Consider the following 15,403-nt stretch of genomic DNA (forward strand, 5'->3'; position numbering starts at 1 on the left):
TAGCGCTGCGGATCGTCGGCGCCGGGCACGGGGTCGTTGGGGTAGACGCGAGTGCTGTCGGCCGGGTGGGCGTAGGGCTGCTCGCCCGAGTAGCCGGAACGCTCCGCGTCGTTCGACGAGGCGCGCAGCGAGTTGGCCCGCGGGTCGCGCTGATTGAGCCCACCGGCAGAGAAGGGTTGCTCACCCGAATTCCCCGCGTTGAGCGGTGCCCCTTGGGCGTAGTCGGCCCCACCCGACTGCCCCGGCCGCACGCCTGCTGAGCCGGTGCCTTGCGGAACGTAACCTGGTGTGCGCGAAGGGAACTCGTCACCATAGGGAGCAGAGTTCGACGCGCTCGCTGAGTCCTCGCTGCCGTAGGGCGCTGCGCCAGAAGACGATTGGTCGCCGTAGGGCGCGCGGTCTGACGTGTCGCCGGACTGACCGCGGCTGAACGCGGCACCTGACGCCAACGGGTGTTCGCCTGAGTACGGGGCTGGAACGTCGGCGCGGCGGTCGACACCCTCAGCCGCGTACGGGCCGAACGGGTTCACCTCGGGGTGTTCGCCGGAAAAGCCCTTAGTCGGTGCGGCGCGGCGTTCGTCCGGGGTTGAGCCGTAGCCGCCCTGGGCGAAGCGGGCGTTATCATCGTCGTCGTCGTCGTCGTCATCGTCACCGCCGAAGCCCGCGGTGGGCGCGACGTACTGCTCGGTGGGCGGCCCGACGTAGTCGTATCCTGAATTACCCTGTGGGACACCAGGATTTGGGGTCGCTGATGCGCCGCGCCTGGGTTCAGGACCACGACCGGGGTCACCCGACTCGCCCGCATTCCTCGGCGGAACCGGACCGTAGGCGGACTGGGCGGGACCGAACCCGGCTGAGCCGGATCGGTCCGCGCCGCCGGGAAAGTCGCCTGCAGGCCCGGCAGCGCTACGGACTGGCCCACTCTGCGGGCCAGTCGGCTCGCCACCGAAGCCGGGCATCGGGTGCGCGCCGGTCGACCGGCCAACCCCCTGCGTTCCGCGAGGATCCTCCCCGCGCGCCGAACCTCCCGCTGCAGGGTAAGGCCCGGTCGATGCGCCAGCGGGCCGACCCTGCGCCGAGTCACTACCGGGGAACGCGCCTGCGGCGTTGTCGCCCACACCACCGGCGAACGCGGGCGTCGGGAACGAACCGGTCGACGGGCCGCCCTGCGCCGCACGCGCTACATCGGCAGCGAAAGCCGGTGCGGGCAAGCTGCCCGGCGAACCGTCGAACGCGGGCACCGGGTACGAGCCCGTCGGGGGGCCAACCTGTGCCGCGCGGGCCACGTCCGCAGCGAAGGCGGGCGCGGGCAAGGCGCCCGTTGGGGGGCCTACCGGTGCGCCTGGCGCGTTGTCGTACAGGTGCGCGTCCGGGAAGGGGCGGATGGGCGGTAAGCCCTGGTCCGGGGTGTACGCGGGTGCCGGTTCGGGGACCAGTGGCGCGTCGGCCGGGGGCAGCGGGGTGAATTCGAAGTCCGCCGCGCGCACCTCGGTTGGGCCGGTCGGCTGGATGACGGCCGGGACCGCCACTTCGCCGGAACCGTCGACGGGGATCATGTGCACGCCGGTCGAGTCGACCGAGCCGGTTGCCCCGGCGGGCGGGCGGATTATCAGCGTGGGCTGCGCGCCAGTGGGCTGACTAACCGAGCGCGATGTTTCCACCCCACCGGTCGCGGTGACCGCGCCAACGACGCGGAACTCGCCGGTCGGCGTCGGCGCTTCCGCCTCGGGCGCGCGCTTGCCAACGGGCGTCGCACGTCCTGGCGCTTCAGCAGCGGCCCTGTTGCGCGCGGCGAGTTCCTCAGCGGAGCCGGGCGCACCAGCGGCACGCGCTGCCTCAGCGGCCGCCCGGTTGCGCGCGGCCAATTCTTCGGCGGGACTCAACGGCCCACCATTGCGTCCACGTTCACCTGAATTACTCACGCCACCACCATCATTCGCACCACGGTCATTCCCCCACTGATTGCGCGCAGCCGACGCTCGCGCTGCCTCATTCGTCACTTGGTCAACATCACTAGCGCCCGGCACGACTTCGGGCACGCGACTGGACGCCGCACCCTCCTGCCGCACAGCCGAATTATCGCCGCCACCACGGTAATTCGCACTGCGAGCAGGAGCGGACAGCCCGCCGACACCGTCGGCCGACGCACCCCTCAACGCCTCGCGCGCCGCCGACGCCAACGCACCTGCCGATGCGAAACGGTCCGCCGGGTCCTTCGCCATGCCTCGCGCAACCACCGCATCAAAGGACGCGGGCACACCCACGGCGCTCGGGCGCGGCGGGGGCGTCGACAAATGCGCGCGAATCAACACGCTCATGCTGTTCGCAGCGAAAGGTGCTGCGCCAGTGAGTAATTCGTGCAAAACGCAGGCTAGCGAGTAAATGTCCGCGCGGTGCGTGACCGGGCCGACGTCAAAACGTTCCGGGGCCATATAGCTGTACGACCCCATCGCCACACCCGTCTGGGTGATGGCGGTGTCGCCCTCACTGCGCGCGATGCCGAAGTCGGCCAAGTACGCGAAGTCGGCGGGCGTAAGCAAGATGTTGGCCGGTTTCACATCGCGGTGCACCAGTCCATCGGCGTGCGCGGCGTCCAATGCGGCGGCGACCTGTTCGATTACCGCGACGGTCCGCGCCGGACTCAACGGTCCGCCGGAAGCGAGCACCGCGCGCAGATCCGTGCCGGGCACGAGGCGCATGTCGATGAAAAGAACGCCGTCGATCACGCCCCAGTCGTGGATGGGGATGATGTGCGGTTCGGCGAGTTTCGCGGCGGCCTGGGATTCGCGACGGAAGCGCACTTGGTAGGCGGGGTCTTGCGCGAGTTCAGGCGCGAGCAACTTCAGGGCAACTACGCGATCTTTGCCGGTATCGAGCGCCTCGTAGACCTCGCCCATGCCGCCTTTGCCCAGCAGCGAGCGCAACTCGTACGGGCCGAACCTACTGCCCGTCCGTGACCCAGGTGCTTCCACCGGCGTCTGCCTCCCAGCTTTCGCGCACCCGTCGAGAGAGCGCGCTCGTTAGGTAACAGATTCTCCGGGGCTAACTATGCCGTGGTCAAACGCGAAGACGATCGCCGCTGCGCGATCACGCAGGTCCAACTTGCCGAATATGTGCCCGACGTGGCTTTTCACCGTTACTTCGGAAATGCCAAGTTCGGTCGCGATCTCGCTGTTGACCCGCCCTTTCCCTATCAACGCGAGCACTTCGGACTCGCGCGCGGTGAGGTCGCCAAGCCGCCGATCGTGCCGATTTCCGGGCGCGCGGACGCTGCGGTAAGCGTTCAGCACTCGCCCAGTGACCGCCGGATCGAGCCACGCGCCGCCGCCAGCAACCACCCGAACCGCGCGAATCAGGTCTTCGGCGGGCGAGTCTTTCAACAGGAATCCGGCCGCGCCCGCTCGCAACGCACCCGAGAGCAGCTGGTCGTCGTCGAAGGTAGTGAGCACGAGGACGGGCGGCGTCGCGGCACGCGCGCGCAACAGCTTCGTTGCATCAATCCCGCCGACGCGTTTCATGCGCAGATCCATGAGCACAACATCGGGCGGATCGGCCGACACCGCGGCGACCACCTCGTCCCCATCACCGCATTCGTTCACGATGAACCCGTCGCGGCGCCGCAGAATCCGACGCAGTCCCCCACGCACGAGTTCCTGATCGTCGACGACGAGCACCGAAACAACGGCGTCGATGGCGGCGGTCATCGTTTTTCCTCCTCGCTAGAACGCACGAACCCCAGCAAAAACTGCGGCAAACACGACGACGCGGCCGCCGTGAGCGGGAATGACGCCCGCACGGTCCACCCGTCGTCGGCCATGCCGGTGTGAATGACCCCGCCAAGCAATTCAGTGCGTTTACGCATCCCGCGCAAGCCCATCCCCGTTCCCTTTCGCGAGTTCGGGTGCGGTTCGGCGACGGAATTCGTGACCGTCATTGTCGCGACATCGACGCTGACGACAAGGACAACGGCCGCGTCCGCACCCGGCGCGTGTTTGGCGACATTGGCCAGCGATTCCTGCCCGATGCGATAGAGCGCGTGCCCGACCGCACCGTCGACGAGCGTCAAATCCCCTTCACGTCGATAGTCGATACGCAGTCCGGCGCGGCGGAAGTCGGCGACCAGATCGTCGAGTTCAGCGGCGCTCGGTTCGGGCCGCACCGCACTGGCCGCCGCCCCGGTTTCCAGCATCCCGACCGTGCGACGGATGTCGGCCATAGCTTGGCGACCGAGCCGTTCAGCGTCGACGAGCGCGTCGACAGCTTCGGTGACATCGTCGTCGGTTTGCAGCGCGCGACGCGCGGCGGTGAGGTGCAGCAAGGTGATCGACAGCGAGTGCGCGATGACGTCGTGTACTTCGCGCGCGATACGGCGGCGTTCCTCGTCGGCGACGTGCGCGGCGCGAATGGCGTTGTTTTCGCGCTCTTGATACAGGAAACGCCGCTGGTATTGCAACATGACGCCCATTGCCAGGCCGAGCAGCACGCCCATGACGTACATCGGCAGGCCATCAAGCCGCGCGCCGACAGCCGGCCAGCCGATTTTGCCAGCCACGTCGAACGCGACGAGCTCGGCGATAGCAAGCAGCGCGAACGCGAAACCATGCAGCAGCGACGAAATCGCGGCAACCTCGCCGACAACGATGATCAGCACGAACGGCGCGAAGTCGACGGTGACCGGCTGCAACAAAAACAGCGCGGTAGACACCATTCCGCACGCCTTGAGCAGGAAGAGATGCGGGTGCACACCGAAGAACGCGAAAAGCGGGATGGGCAAGAACGCGGTAAGCATCGCGAGCAGCGGCAAGACCGTCGGGAAGTAGGAACTCCGCTGAATCACCGCGGCGAGGGTGATCGTGAACAACAGGATGTCGATCGCGACGATTACGCCAGGCGGATAGTCGAACGGCAGCGCCTCGATGCGCCGTTGTGCCGACGCGAGGGGCTTGCGACACGCGGCCCGCAGCCGCTCAAGTAGCCCATGCGGACGCGGGGCAGCCGTGATCTGCTCAACGGCACCGCTGGCGTCCACCTCCATCACTCAAGGCTAGCGGCACCCACCGACACAAACATCAGTCCGCGAGCGGGCCCGCTCTCCACCCTGGGTAGGAGACGAAATCGGGTCTTGAGGACGACGAATCGGCCCCGCGAACTCCGTAGCGTTTTAGTCACCGCCCACGGAAGGTGAAGCTCATGACATGGACCGAAGTTCATCGCCGCACCGACATCATGCACACCGTGCTCGCTCGCGCGGAGGTTGATCCGCACGCGGAAGACCTCTTCGCGTTCCCGCCAGGCGAACTGGACCGGCTGTTCGGCGGCGTGAGCGGCCTGCTCGCCGCGCTCAAGTACCGCTGGAACAACCATCTTTCGGTGAAACTCGAACTGGGCGAGGCGATTGGCCGCACTCCAGTTGAGTCCTACCTTGAGCTGGCCGCCGAACAACCGGCCTTGCGCGCCCTACTCGACGTACACAACGATGACCTCAACACCGCAAGCCGCACACCCGTCCACGTTTATTAATGATCTTGGGGTCAGCACATGTCGGAGCACGACCAGCCCATCTTGCAGTTACGCGATGTGGTGAAACGCTATCGCGTCGGGGATCAGGAGGTTCGTGCGCTCGACGAGGTGTCGCTGAGTATTAAAGCGGGACAGTTCACTTCGATCATCGGTCCGTCGGGGTCAGGTAAGTCGACGCTGTTGCATCTGCTCGGCGCACTCGACCGCCCGGACTCTGGGTCAATCTCGTTTCGCGGCAAGGAGATTGGCGGCCTTACCGAGGACGAGCAAGCCGCGTTCCGACTCAACCAGGTTGGGTTCATCTTCCAGTTCTTCAACCTGCTGCCCACGCTGACCGCATGGGAGAACGTCGCCGTACCAAAGCTGTTGGACGGCACCGGTTTACGTAAGGCGAAGTCGCGCGCGTTGGAATTGCTTGAGCTGGTTGGGCTGAGTGAGCGCGCGCATCACCGTCCCGCTGAGTTGTCGGGTGGGCAGATGCAGCGCGTCGCGGTGGCACGCGCGCTGATCATGGATCCGCCGCTGATCCTTGCCGACGAGCCGACAGGCAACCTTGACTCGACAACCGGCGCGGCGATCCTCGCCCTGTTGGGTGACATTGCGTCGCAAGGCAATTCGGTCGTGATGGTCACCCACGACATGAGCGCGGTGAAGTACTGCGATCGCATGATCACCTTGCGTGACGGTCGTATCGGTGCCGACGACCAGGTGCTCGCATGATCGCCGCAGCGTGGAATCGACTGTGGCTTTTCAATTTTGGCGAACTGTGGCGGCATCCCGGGCGCACGCTCATGTCGGGTGCGGTCATGGGCGTTTCGGCCGCGCTGCTTGTCGCGGTGCTGAGCATTTCAGGGTCGGTCACCGGCTCGGTCGACCGGCTCACGATGGGCTTGGCGGGCAACGCCGACCTGGAAATCGGCGGCATCACCGACGCGGGCTTCGACCAGAGCCTCCTCCCTGCCATCGCCGCGACTCCCGGCGTCGCGGCGGCCGTGCCGATGCTGCGGCAAACCCTGGGTGCTGGTGACAATCGCGCGCTGCTCGTTGGTGCCGACGCGAATGTCACCGCGCTCGGTTCCGACCTCGCCGACCCGCTCGGCAAACACACGAAAGCCCTGCTCACGACGCCGCGCGGGGTGCTCGTTGGCGCGGCGATGGGGTATCAGGTCGGCGACCAGATCCCGGTCGGCGGCGGGACGGCGACCGTCGCTGGGCTGCTCGACGACCCCGCGAGCGCGCGACTCAACGGTGGTCACCTTGTTGCCGCCCCGCTTCCGCTCGCGCAATTTTTGACCAACCGCGTCGGTCGACTTGATTCCGTGCAGGTGGTGGTAAAACCCGGCGCTGACGTGGGCGCGGTGCGCGGTGCGCTCACGCAAGCCGTCGATGGGCGCGCTGTCGTCGCCGACCCGACGCTGCGCACCGCGCAAGCGGGCGGGGCGATTCAGATCCTGCGGTATTCGACGTTGATGTCGTCGGCGGCAGCACTGATTGTCGCGGCGTTCCTGATCTACAACGCGATGAGTATGGCTGTCGCGCAACGTCGTTCGACGTTGTCGCTGCTGCGGGCGATCGGTGCTCGGCGAGCGCCGATGGTGGCAGACATGCTTGTCGAAGCCGCGATGCTTGGGCTGGTCGGTGGCCTGATCGGGGCGGCGATTGGCGTGTTCATTGGCCGCGCGGCCATCGATCGACTTCCCGCGGCGATGGTGCAGGCGGTTGAATCGCGCACCGAATTCATGCTGCCGGGGTATGCGATACCGGTCGCGGTGGCAGCGTGTGTGCTCGCGACGGTGCTCGCCGCCGGTATCGCCGCAGGCCAGGTGTATCGGGTCGCGCCGGTTGAGGCGTTGGTTCCCGTTGAAGCGAGCCCGACGGCCGCTGGTGGGCGCGTGCTGCGGTGGGCCGCGCTAGCGGGCGCGATCGCGCTGTACGCGGTGGCGTTCACCCTCGCCACGCTCGACCTCGGCCGCATCTCGCTCGGCGCGATCTCGACGTCGTTCGCCGCGACGGTGCTGCTGTGCTTCTTCGCGACCGGGCCGATCGTGCGTGCGGCAGGGTGGGTCGCGCGACTGTTCGGCGCGCCCGGCGCGTTGGGCGCGACCTCGCTTGAGCGCGCGCCGCGTCGCGTGTGGGCGACGGCGATGACGGTGCTGATCGGTGTGGCCGCCGTTGTCGCGCTGGGTGGGGCGTCGAGCAACATGGTCGACTCGGCGACCGACTCGTTCCGCAGTGTCGCCGCCGCCGACCTGTACGTGAGTCCGACTCCACCAGAAGGGTTTCCGACCGGACCCGCATTGCCGCCTGAGCTTGCGGCAAAGGTCGCCGCGATCCCCGGGGTCGCTGCGGTTCGGCCAGCGCAGATGGCGTTCGCGACCGTCGGGACCGGGCGAGTGCTGTTGCAGGGGTACCCGCCGCTGCGTGAAGACAGCCGACTTGGTGCGGTCGACGGGCCGGTGATCGAGGCGATGGGGCGTGGCGAAGGTGTCGTCATCACGCGCGATATCGCTCGCGCGCAAGGACTTTCTGCAGGCGACAAGATCACGATGCCGACGCCAAGCGGAACACGCGAAGTGACTGTGCTGCAAGTGATTCCGTACTTCACCGCGATTTCTGGGGTGGTGATGATGAGTCTCGACCAGATGCGCGAGTGGTACCAGCGACCGGGCGAAACGATCTTGGCGATCGACTATGCGCCGGGTGCGGACCAGGTCGCGGTGCGGGCCGCGGTGCGTGAGTTGGTGCCCGCTGACATTCACGTCGACGCTGGCACCGAGGTAGTTGAGGCGATCGCGTCCGGGGTGCGGCAGGGGTCGGCGATGAGCAACATGATCTTGTGGATCGTTGTGCTCGTCGCGACGGTCGCGCTGCTTAATACGCTGATGCTTTCGGTGCTTGAACGCAGGCGTGAGCTGGGCGTGCTGCGTGCGATTGGTACCGGGCGACGGTTTCTGCTGCGGTCAGTGTTGGCCGAAGCCGCTGGCATCGGCGTGGTTGGTGCGACGCTCGGGCTGGTCACCGGGCTTATCGTGCAGTACCTCGCGACGTTGGCGATTGGGCATGCGATGACCATCGACATCGTTTATCGCCCAAGCGTTTTGCTGCTTGTCTACGGGCTCGTCGCGCTGGGGCTGGCGTTGCTTGGGTCGATTCCGCCAGCGCTGCGGGCGGCGCGGATGCCGATTATCGCGGCGCTGGCGGTTGATTGATCATCTAGCTACAGCGGCACACTGTCCCACCAGGCTGCCACTTCTTCAAGCCCGCGCGGCCCGAACGCCGGGTCGGCCGACGACTTCCGACTCACCGTGACCAGGTAATTCGCCCGGTCGGGGTCGTCGGGGAAGGCGATCACCTGGTGGGCGGTTTGCGCGCGAGTGCCCGGCTGCTCGGGGTCGGCCCAGCGGCGGTAGGTGTAGCTCACGCCGTCGCGGGTCGCATTGCCTCGCGCGCCTTCGGGCATCGCGCCCGCGACGGATTTCGCTTGGGCTGCCGAAGGGTATTGCAGGACAAGGTAACTCACTGACGGGACGCCGCGTCGCACGCATTCCCAGCCAGCGACAATCGGATTCCATTGCAGCGCAGGCGCTTTCCAGGTCAGCTCGCTGACGGAATGGACAGCGACACAGTCGGCACTCTCAAACCCCACTCCCGGCCCAGGATTGGGGCCGGTGACGAGCGAGGGGAAATTGCGCATCCCGCCAGCGAACGGCTCACCGCCAGCGACAGCGGGCAGGGCGGACTTCGACGTGGAACCGCCTGGGGCAAGCGCACTTTCGACGTCGTCGTCGCCGGAAACCACAACGGCTGCGACGACAACGAGTAACCCGATGAGCCCAATGACGAAGAGCGAGAGCAAGGTCCACCCGAGGACGGCGGCCCTCCCCCCGCGCTTGCGCCCTCGCGGCCGCCAGGGGGCAATGATGATGGGCCGCACGAAGTGTGGTGGTGGCCCCTGAGGCCCGACACCCTGCCCGTGGGGGCCGACAGCCTGACCGTGGGCACCAGCCGCCTGACCCTGTGGGCCAACAGCCTGACCGTGGGCGCCGGCAGCCCCACCCTGTGGGCTTGCACCCTGACCCTGTGGACGAACGCCCGGCGCACCCGCATTCGCCGACCCTTGAGGCACGCGGCCACCGGGGCCACCCGGACTCTGCGGAACGAGGCCCGGTTCACCCGGATTCTGCGGGCCAGCGCCCGCATGCTGACTCCCCCGGTGCGCAGAACCACCGGGCTCGCCCAAGTTCTGTGGAGATCCGCCCGGCGCGCTGGAACCTTGAGCCGCGGACGAAGCACCCTCGTGGCTGGCGATCTGCGAACTAAGCGCGTCCGAGGGGATAGCCCCACCTGGCGCGGCAGTCCCACCCGGCGCGACTCCACCCGGCACAACGTCACTCGGCGGAATGTGGGGCGCGAGGCCCGGCGCACCCGGATTCTGCGACCCGGGGCCACCGTCAGCATGCTGACTCCCCTGGGGCGCAGGACCGCCGGGCTCGCCCGAGCCCTGCGGCGGACCGGCCGACGCGTTGGACACCTCAGCCGCAGACGAGGCGCCCTCGTGGCTGAGCGCCCGCGGATTCAGCGCGCCCGGTGCAGCAGGCTCACCCGGCGCAACGCCTGGCGATTTCGCGATGCTCGCCACCTCGGTCAGCGCGCTCGCGTTCGCAATTTCCGCAGCGACCTCAGCCGCGCGATCCGGGGTCGCGACGACGTCGGTTCGCGCCTCGCTGTCAACCGAACGCGAATCATTAAGTGCCGCAGAACTGTTGGCGGGCTCCCCAGCGGAAGCGCCCAGGTCGCCCCCATTCGCGGCCGCTGCGCCGGTGCCCGCCGCCCCAGCACCTTGCGCAGCCCCAGCATTCAGCGCGACGCCAGCACCTTGCGCAGCCCCAGCGTCCAGCGCGCGACCAGCACCTTGCGCAGCCCCAGCGTCCAGCGCGCGACCGGCACCTTGCGCCGCCCCAGCACCTTGCGCGGCACCGGCGTCCAGCGCGCGACCAGCGCCCTGCGCGGCCCCGGCGGCCTGTGCGGACCGAGCGTCCGGTGCGTGGCTAACGCCCTGCTCGACCCCAGCGCTCTGCGCCGCCCCCGGCCCTTGCGCGGCATCAGGATTCAGCGCGCGGCCAGCGGCTTGCGCGACTCCAGCTCCCGGACCCTGCGTCGAAAACCTCGGCATCGTCCCCATCACCTGACGGCACGCCTTCGCGAACGCCGTACACGACTCAAATCGCGCCGCCGGATGCTTCGCCAATGCCGTTGCCAACACCGCGTCCAAAGTCGGCGGTAACCCAGCCCGCCGCATCGCCAGTGGGGCCGGAGCCAAATGCAGTGTGCCTCTGATGATTTCGTTCGGGTCGGCCGAGTCGAACGGCGCGGTGCCGGTCAGCAACCAATACAGCGAGCAAGCGAGCGAGTACTGGTCCGAGCGACCGTCGAGGGTCAGGCCGGTCATCTGTTCCGGCGACGCGTACGCCAGCGTCGCGGTGAACATCCCCTGCTGGGTCAGATGCGTCGAGTCGGCGCGCAACCGGGCGATGCCGAAGTCGGTGAGGAAAACCCGCTCCCCCGCGCCCCCGCCCGACCGCGCGAGCAGGATGTTGGCTGGCTTCACGTCGCGGTGCAACACTTCCCTGCTGTGCGCGTAGTCGAGCGCGTCGGCGACCCCTTCGATGATCTGCACGGCCCGCTCCGGCGGCAGGGTGAGCGGGTCAACAGTCGCGGCGTCAACCCCATCCACGTACTGCATGCTGATCCAGAGCTGCCCCTGCTCAGCACCTCGGTCGAAAACCGTGACGATGCTCGGGTGGTCGAGTTGCGCGGCTAATGCCGCCTCCCGATCGAAGCGCGCGCGAATCCTGGTGTCGGCGAACAGATCTGGGTTGAGTAGTTTGAGGGCGGTCAATCGGTCGAGGCGGGGATGGCGGGCCAAATAGACCGTGCCCATCCCGCCCTGACCGAGCAGACGTTCAACGGTGAACCCGGCGAATACCTCACCGCTGTTGAGCATCGCGACCCCCTTCACTTGGCCGTCTATCATGACCATCACACAACGCTGTGACCACGGTCATTCGAATTCTCGCGGAAAATCGGGAAAACTCGGTCGTGGTCGTCCGGTAATGTCCGGGCGCGCTTGGCAAGTAGTTTGCACCTTCGGACTCGGGCAGAGTTCGCCGGTGTGTGGTGGGAGGGTTTCGGTAGTGAAGTCCACAGGGCGGGCAGCCTGTCAAAGGTTGCTTCGCACGGCATTGTTCTCGACGATCGTGGTGGTGGCGTCGTCGTGCAGCCTCCCCGGAAGCCACGCGACAACCCACCCCCCAACGGTCACTGTCGACAGCGCTAAAGGCTGGCAACCTGGCCTGTCGATCGCGCTCCCCGATTCCCTCGCTTCGGAATTTACGCAGTTGCAGTCGAAGCTGCCCGGTCAGGTCGGGATGGCGCTCATGCCCGTCGGCGGCGGTCGCATGACCATCTTCGGCGACTGGACCAGCGGCGTCGCGTGGAGCACCATCAAGGTGCCGCTCGCCGTCGCCGCGCTGCGGCAGAGTTCCGACGAATCGGTGCTCGCGCTGGCCCAAGCCGCGATCACCGTGTCTGACAACGACGCTGCCGAACAACTGTGGGGTTCGCTGGGTTACGGCGAACAGGCTGCCGACGCGGTGCAGAAGATTCTCGATGAGGGCGGCGACACCGCTGCTAAACCCAGCGCGCGAACCACGCTCGACTTCACCGCGTTCGGCGGGACGGAATGGTCGCTTGCCAACCAGGTGCGCTTCGCTTCGCGTCTGCCGTGCCTCACCGGTTCGCAGCAGGTCACCACGCTGATGGGCGAGATCACGCCGGACCAGGGTTGGGGACTCGGTTTGCTTCCCGGCACCGAGTTCAAGGGCGGGTGGGGCCCCGACGACGACACCGGCATCTACACGGTTCGCCAATTCGGCCTCGTACCCATCGGCAGCGGCAAGCTCGCGGTTGCCATTGCCGCACAAGCGGATTCGGGCACCTTCGAAGACAGCACCGCCCTGCTCGACCGACTCGCCGCCCTGCTTGAGCGTCACCTGCCCGAGCTGCGCGGCGGGGTGTGCCCGGGCTAGCTCGCTAACCCGGGACAACGAGCCCGGATTCATAGGCGAGCACAACGGCTTGCGCGCGGTCACGCAGGTTGAGCTTCGAAAACACCTTGGACACATGGGTTTTCACCGTTTGCTCGGCGACGAAAAGCGCGTCGGCGATCTCGGTGTTCGACAACCCTTTCGCGACAAGTTCAAGCACTTCGCGTTCGCGTGGCGTGAGTGCCGACAGCTCCGGTGTTTCCCGCGTGCGAATCGTGGTGCGGCGCTTGGTCACATCGGCAATCAGCCGTCGCGTGATGGTTGGTGCAAGCAACGCTTGCCCGTCAGCGACAACGCGAACGGCACGCACGAGTTCGTCGGCCGGGGCGTCCTTGAGCAAAAACCCACTCGCGCCGATGCTTAACGCCTCATAGACGTAATCGTCGATGTCGAAGGTGGTGAGCATCAGCACGCGAATGGGCGGGTCGAAGTGGCCCGCGAGGATCGCGCGTGCGGCGTCGAGGCCGTTCATTTCCGGCATGCGTACGTCCATGAGCACGACGTCGGGTCGCAACCGTTTCGCTTCGGCCACCGCGACTTTCCCGTTGGCCGCGTCGCCGACCACGCTGATGTCGGGTTGCGCCGCGAGCAGCGCGCCGAAGCCTTGGCGCACCATCGCCTGGTCGTCGGCGATCAAAACCGTAATTGCCACATGGCGAGTCTAGGTCGAGATCGGCACCAGGCTAGTGTCCATCGCCATCGTCGCCACTACCGCGAACCCACCGTCGTGGGTTGGGCCCGCGCTGAACTGGCCGCCCAACGCGGCGACGCGCGCTCGCATGCCGTCGATCCCGTTGCCGCTCTCGGCCGCGTGCTGAACGCCGACTGCCGCGTGGTTGACCACTTCAATGCGAACCTGCGTCGCGTTGACGCTGATCAGCACCCGAACCGCAGCCCCTGGCGCGTGCCGCGCCGCGTTGCTCAGCGACTCCTGCACCACCCGGTACACGACGAGCCCGGTGGTGTCGGGGACCACGCTGAGCTGTCCGGCGACCGACCAGTCGATCGGCACACCAGCACGCTTGGCCGACGCGCAGAGTTCCGGGACGTCGACCGCGCGCGGTTGCGGCGCGTGCTCGGGGAGTTGCCCGTCGCTGCGCAGCACGCCGAGCAGCGAACGCACCTCGTTGAGCGCGGTGCGCGCGGCAACGCCAATCGACTCGAATTCCGCCCGCGCTGGCTCGGACAGGTCGGTGAGCCGATACGGCGCGGTCTGGGCTTGGACAACAACAAGCGACATGTGATGGGCGACCACGTCGTGCAGGTCGCGGGCGATGCGCGCCTTTTCCTCAAGCACCGTGCGGCGGGCGCGCTCAAGTTCGTTCTCCTCAGCCTGGCGCGCGAGGGTCCGCTGCGACGCGATCACCGTGCGGATCAAATACCCGAAAAGCGCGAGCGCACCTAACCCGACAACCCAACCCCACAGCGGACCCTCAGCTGAACCAGGCATGGTGGTCGCGAACAGCATCGATGTCGCGGCCCACGCGGCGACGATCACCGGCACCGCACAACGCAGCGCCACCGCGAACAGCAGCACGAACAACACGATGACGTGCACGACCTCGAAGGGAAGATCGGTGCCAGCAGTCGGCGTCAACACGATCGAGAACACCAGCGCGGCCCCGGCCGAGACGGCCCAACCAACCGCCGGATTAACTCGGACGAGCAAGATCGGAAAAGCCGCGAACGCCGCGAAAACCGGCGCGAACGCGGGCGCGACCTCGTGGGTCACGAACAGCGTCGGCCACGCGATGCTGTAGAGGATCAGCGCGACAACGACGGTGCCCAGGTCGAACCAGGTTGCGACGTCCGGCCGCTTACGGCTCGCGGGCAGTGGTTGGGTCATGACCACCAGCGTAGGAAATGTCTCACTAGGTGGGCCTCATACCGACGATCCAGATACGACCCCCTACCCTGGGGTGACCTCGACGCCGAGTTGCCTCTCGCGCGTCCGCACAACTGGTCCTTGAGCGGGATGTCCGCAGGGTGACCCGCTTCATAACGTCGGAGGCCATGAACACCCCAGCTCGCCCGGTACCCGCCGCTCGCCGTGCCCCTACCGCCGCCTCCCCCGCTTTCCTGTCCACCGAAGCTGATCCGGTGCATCGTCGCCGCAATGGCATCGCGCTGTGTACGGCTGGTCTCGCGATGGCGGCCGCTGTCGTGATGTCGGCACCAGGCGCGCTCGGCACCACCGTGACGACCGAAAACGCGACCGCCGCCGCCGTCGTACGGGCCATTACCGACGACGATCCCGACGCGACGTCGCTGATTCCGAACGACTTCGTGCTGCGGGTTGGCTACCTCCCGGCGATGCGCGACGGCATCCTGGTGAATCCGTCGGGCGACTGCTCGTCGCCGGTCACGCTGCCCGCCGAATTCGATACCGCGTGCATGGCCCACGACCTCGGCTACGACATGCTTCGCTACGCCGACCGTCTCAACGAGCCGCTTGGTCCGTGGGCGCGCAAGGCCGTCGACGGCGCGCTCAACCGCCGGATTCACGCCGCGTGCGGCGCGCGTGACGACGACTTCGCCCGCGCCCGCTGCGGGGTGATGGCCGACATCGCGTTCACGGCCGTTGATGTGAATTCGCGTCGCCAGGAGTACGGCGTCCCTGTCGTTGAGAACGTGTTCGCTGTCGCGAGCTCCGACGACCCGCCAAACCTGTGGCCGCTTGCCCGCACGAGTCTTGGACTGTTCGCCGTTTTGGGCGCGTGCGCGGTGATTTTTGATGCGATTCGCAAGCGTCGGCGCCGCTTTTCCTGATCCGTCAC

Annotated in this window: 10 protein-coding genes and 1 pseudogene; 5 read left to right on the plus strand and 6 right to left on the minus strand. The window is 67.3% G+C overall.

All coding sequences use genetic code 11. The features are described from left to right. Window positions 1–2,135 precede the first annotated feature (2,135 nt). The 3 genes and pseudogenes from IEX78_RS24145 to IEX78_RS07105 form a co-directional block, all read right to left on the minus strand. Window positions 2,136–2,972, minus strand: a pseudogene (locus tag IEX78_RS24145) (serine/threonine-protein kinase); the annotation flags it as partial. A 48-nt stretch (window positions 2,973–3,020) separates the two neighbouring features. Beyond that, window positions 3,021–3,704 carry a response regulator gene (locus IEX78_RS07100; protein WP_188827950.1) on the minus strand — a complete coding sequence of 228 codons (684 nt, stop codon included), beginning with the start codon at window positions 3,702–3,704 and terminating at the stop codon, window positions 3,021–3,023. Continuing rightward, complete coding sequence (locus IEX78_RS07105; protein WP_188827951.1) at window positions 3,701–5,035, minus strand: sensor histidine kinase; 1,335 nt, start codon at window positions 5,033–5,035, stop codon at window positions 3,701–3,703. Before IEX78_RS07105 ends, IEX78_RS07100 begins: the two co-directional genes overlap by 4 nt. A gap of 155 nt (window positions 5,036–5,190) precedes the next feature. On the opposite strand from IEX78_RS07105, the gene IEX78_RS07110 reads away from it, so the two are divergent. From IEX78_RS07110 to IEX78_RS07120, 3 genes are read left to right on the plus strand one after another with little or no spacing between them, the layout of a single operon-like run. Then, complete coding sequence (locus IEX78_RS07110) at window positions 5,191–5,520, plus strand: hypothetical protein (RefSeq protein ID WP_188827952.1); 330 nt, start codon at window positions 5,191–5,193, stop codon at window positions 5,518–5,520. A gap of 18 nt (window positions 5,521–5,538) precedes the next feature. Then, window positions 5,539–6,240 carry an ABC transporter ATP-binding protein gene (locus IEX78_RS07115; RefSeq protein WP_188827953.1) on the plus strand — a complete coding sequence of 234 codons (702 nt, stop codon included), beginning with the start codon at window positions 5,539–5,541 and terminating at the stop codon, window positions 6,238–6,240. Further along, a complete protein-coding gene (locus IEX78_RS07120) occupies window positions 6,237–8,729 on the plus strand; it encodes an FtsX-like permease family protein (protein WP_188827954.1) in 2,493 nt (830 codons plus the stop codon). The genes IEX78_RS07115 and IEX78_RS07120 overlap by 4 nt, the downstream gene beginning before the upstream one ends. Window positions 8,730–8,737: 8 nt before the next feature. Here IEX78_RS07120 and IEX78_RS24625 read toward each other — a convergent pair whose 3' ends face one another. Beyond that, complete coding sequence (locus tag IEX78_RS24625) at window positions 8,738–11,524, minus strand: serine/threonine-protein kinase (RefSeq protein WP_308426513.1); 2,787 nt, start codon at window positions 11,522–11,524, stop codon at window positions 8,738–8,740. A 259-nt stretch (window positions 11,525–11,783) separates the two neighbouring features. Between IEX78_RS24625 and IEX78_RS07130 the strand changes: the two genes are divergently transcribed. Beyond that, window positions 11,784–12,608, plus strand: a complete 825-nt coding sequence (locus IEX78_RS07130; protein ID WP_229683754.1) for a serine hydrolase — start codon at window positions 11,784–11,786, stop codon at window positions 12,606–12,608. A gap of 4 nt (window positions 12,609–12,612) precedes the next feature. On the opposite strand, the gene IEX78_RS07135 is transcribed toward IEX78_RS07130, so the two are convergent. Together IEX78_RS07135 and IEX78_RS07140 are read right to left on the minus strand one after the other, a co-directional pair. Next, a complete protein-coding gene (locus tag IEX78_RS07135) occupies window positions 12,613–13,278 on the minus strand; it encodes a response regulator (protein WP_188827955.1) in 666 nt (221 codons plus the stop codon). 9 nt (window positions 13,279–13,287) lie between these two features. Continuing rightward, window positions 13,288–14,472 (minus strand): sensor histidine kinase, encoded by a 1,185-nt coding sequence (locus IEX78_RS07140; protein WP_188827956.1) that lies wholly within the window; start codon window positions 14,470–14,472, stop codon window positions 13,288–13,290. Window positions 14,473–14,639: 167 nt separating this feature from the next. Here IEX78_RS07140 and IEX78_RS07145 point away from each other — a divergent pair, with 167 nt between their 5' ends. Continuing rightward, on the plus strand, window positions 14,640–15,395 hold the full coding sequence (locus tag IEX78_RS07145; protein ID WP_188827957.1) for a hypothetical protein: 756 nt from the start codon (window positions 14,640–14,642) through the stop codon (window positions 15,393–15,395). The last annotated feature ends 8 nt before the right edge of the window (window positions 15,396–15,403 follow it).

Source organism: Nocardia camponoti, assembly GCF_014646135.1.
In the GTDB taxonomy this organism is placed as follows: Bacteria; Actinomycetota; Actinomycetes; order Mycobacteriales; family Mycobacteriaceae; genus Nocardia; species Nocardia camponoti.

Excerpts from the sequence above, each read along its gene's own strand:
- IEX78_RS07110 (WP_188827952.1), top strand. The coding sequence starts at position 5,191 with ATGACATGGACCGAAGTTCATCGCCGCACCGACATCATGCACACCGTG.
- IEX78_RS07115 (WP_188827953.1), top strand. The coding sequence starts at position 5,539 with ATGTCGGAGCACGACCAGCCCATCTTGCAGTTACGCGATGTGGTGAAA.
- IEX78_RS07140 (WP_188827956.1), bottom strand. The coding sequence starts at position 14,472 with ATGACCCAACCACTGCCCGCGAGCCGTAAGCGGCCGGACGTCGCAACC.
- IEX78_RS07120 (WP_188827954.1), top strand. The coding sequence starts at position 6,237 with ATGATCGCCGCAGCGTGGAATCGACTGTGGCTTTTCAATTTTGGCGAA.
- IEX78_RS07105 (WP_188827951.1), bottom strand. The coding sequence starts at position 5,035 with ATGGAGGTGGACGCCAGCGGTGCCGTTGAGCAGATCACGGCTGCCCCG.
- IEX78_RS07100 (WP_188827950.1), bottom strand. The coding sequence starts at position 3,704 with ATGACCGCCGCCATCGACGCCGTTGTTTCGGTGCTCGTCGTCGACGAT.
- IEX78_RS07145 (WP_188827957.1), top strand. The coding sequence starts at position 14,640 with ATGAACACCCCAGCTCGCCCGGTACCCGCCGCTCGCCGTGCCCCTACC.
- IEX78_RS24625 (WP_308426513.1), bottom strand. The coding sequence starts at position 11,524 with ATGCTCAACAGCGGTGAGGTATTCGCCGGGTTCACCGTTGAACGTCTG.